Source organism: Halotalea alkalilenta DSM 17697 (assembly GCF_000621205.1).
GTDB classification, from domain to species: domain Bacteria; phylum Pseudomonadota; class Gammaproteobacteria; order Pseudomonadales; family Halomonadaceae; genus Halotalea; species Halotalea alkalilenta.
In genome coordinates this window covers 1-1,801 of sequence record NZ_KK211237.1, presented here as the reverse complement: position 1 = coordinate 1,801, position 1,801 = coordinate 1, and the positions used below count along the sequence as shown (strand labels likewise).

General features: G+C 62.1%; 3 protein-coding genes and 1 pseudogene. 3 read left to right on the top strand and 1 reads right to left on the bottom strand.

Translation table 11 applies throughout. The features are described from left to right. Window positions 1-286: 286 nt before the first annotated feature. The 3 genes from Q376_RS25580 to Q376_RS0120730 all read left to right on the top strand — a co-directional run bounded on the left by Q376_RS25580 (window position 287) and on the right by Q376_RS0120730 (window position 1,602). On the top strand, window positions 287-409 hold the full coding sequence (locus Q376_RS25580) for a hypothetical protein (RefSeq protein WP_281173381.1): 123 nt from the start codon (window positions 287-289) through the stop codon (window positions 407-409). 117 nt (window positions 410-526) lie between these two features. Next, window positions 527-928 (top strand): MbcA/ParS/Xre antitoxin family protein, encoded by a 402-nt coding sequence (locus Q376_RS0120735; protein ID WP_027351911.1) that lies wholly within the window; start codon window positions 527-529, stop codon window positions 926-928. After that, complete coding sequence (locus Q376_RS0120730) at window positions 925-1,602, top strand: RES family NAD+ phosphorylase (RefSeq protein ID WP_027351910.1); 678 nt, start codon at window positions 925-927, stop codon at window positions 1,600-1,602. The genes Q376_RS0120735 and Q376_RS0120730 overlap by 4 nt, the downstream gene beginning before the upstream one ends. A gap of 58 nt (window positions 1,603-1,660) precedes the next feature. Here the strand turns inward: Q376_RS0120730 and Q376_RS25475 are convergent. After that, window positions 1,661-1,801: pseudogene (locus Q376_RS25475) on the bottom strand (UTP--glucose-1-phosphate uridylyltransferase); the annotation flags it as partial.

The following is a 1,801-nucleotide window of genomic DNA, read 5'->3' as shown; positions in this document are numbered from 1 at the left end:
GCAAGACACCATGGAGGCCCGAGTCGAACCACGGCCTTACCGCCGCCGCTCGATCTCTCGACTGGAGCCCCCGTTGCCGAGCTGGTACTCGACCTTGACGCTTACAGGCGCCGCTCGGGACGATCGGGCTCATATGCCCTTAGACCGACGAAGGTCATCACCCATGCCGCTCCAGGGTCGCGGCATTTCATTCCGGCAAGACGCACTGAACGCAGTGGGGGACGGGGCGGCCCCGCCCGGCAGGCATGCTGGCATCTCCATGATCGACTGCGCTCGGGTGCTTGCCATGTTGACCTTCCTGCTCTGCTATCTTGGCCTCTCTTCTCTCAGCGCGCTGATCATGCTGGTCTGGGTCAATTTCTTCGCCGTGGAGTTCGCGGACTGTTTCCCCGGCGAGCAGATGCAGTAGCCCTAATGGGTTGCCGGGTTTGGCCCGCTCGTTACGTGCTCGACGCCTTTGATCGCATGCGAATGTATTTTATGATATGGTTCGCATGCGAAGTCAGGCAGCATCGAGAGGCCCAGCATGGAAACCGCAGGACGCCTTGAACGCCCCGATACCGCCAGCCCCGAGGCAGGGCGCGTGGCGCTGAAGTTCTTCTTCAATACGATGGAGAAGTGGGGCTGCACGCCAGCGCAGCAGCGTGTCCTGCTGGGCGGTATCGGCAACACCACCTATCACAAGTACAAGAAGCTGCCGCTGGTTCGGCTGCCCCGTGACACCCTCGAGCGGATCTCCTATCTCATGGGCATCCACAAGGCGCTGCGGATCATCTTCAGCAACAGTCCCGAAAGAGCCTATGGCTGGGTGCACAGCGCTAATGCTGCACCTCCCTTCAACGGTCGCTCGGCGCTGGACTACATGCTCAATGGCAGAGTCATGGATTTGGCGGATACCCGCCGCTACCTTGATGGCGTTCGGGGATGAGGCTTGCGAAAAAGACGCCTGAGTGGCAGCACGCCTATCGCATCGTCAGCAGCGCCTTTCCCCCGATCGACGTCTTCGAGGACACGCTGGATCCGCAGGAGCTCGAGCATGCCTTCGCGATCGAGGCGATGACCAACGACCGGCTGCTCGAGCAAGCCGGCGAGCTTGGGCGGGTGCCGGTGGAAGATCGCGTCTCAGGCCCAGGCTCCAGCCCGATCATGGCAGCCTTCACCCATATCGGACGCCCCTCGCGGTTCAGCGACGGCTCTTACGGTGTCTACTACTGCGCCAGTAGCCTGGACGCGGCGATTGCCGAGACACGCTACCATCTGGGCCGGTTTCTCGCTGCGACCCATGAAGGCTCCGTCGAGATCACCCAGCGCAGCTACATCAACAGCATCATCGAGCCGCTGCACGATGTGCGCGCGAACCACCCCGACCTGCATGACCCGGACCCGGCCTGCTATGCCCAGTCCCAGGCTTTCGCCGCGCGGCTCAGGGCAGAAGGTGCATGGGGGATTCTCTATGCCAGCGTGCGCGAGCCCGGGCAGGAGTGTGCCGCGGTCTTCCGGCCTCCTGCGCTGAGCATCCCCATCCAGGGACCGCATCTGCGCTATGTCTGGGATGGCAAAGTGCAGGACATTACCCACGTGTTGGAAATGACCGAACGATAGACAGCAGGCCATGAAAAGCCACTCCGAAGAGTGGCTTTTTTGCATCGTATCGAAGCGCTCAGTCGGCGTACTTCGACAGGAGCTCCTTGAAGCCCTCGCCGAACTTCGGATGACGCTTGGCGAACGACAGCGTCGCCTCGAGATAGCCGAGCTGGAAGCCGCAGTCGTAGGTGTCGCCGACCATCCGGTAGGCATCGAC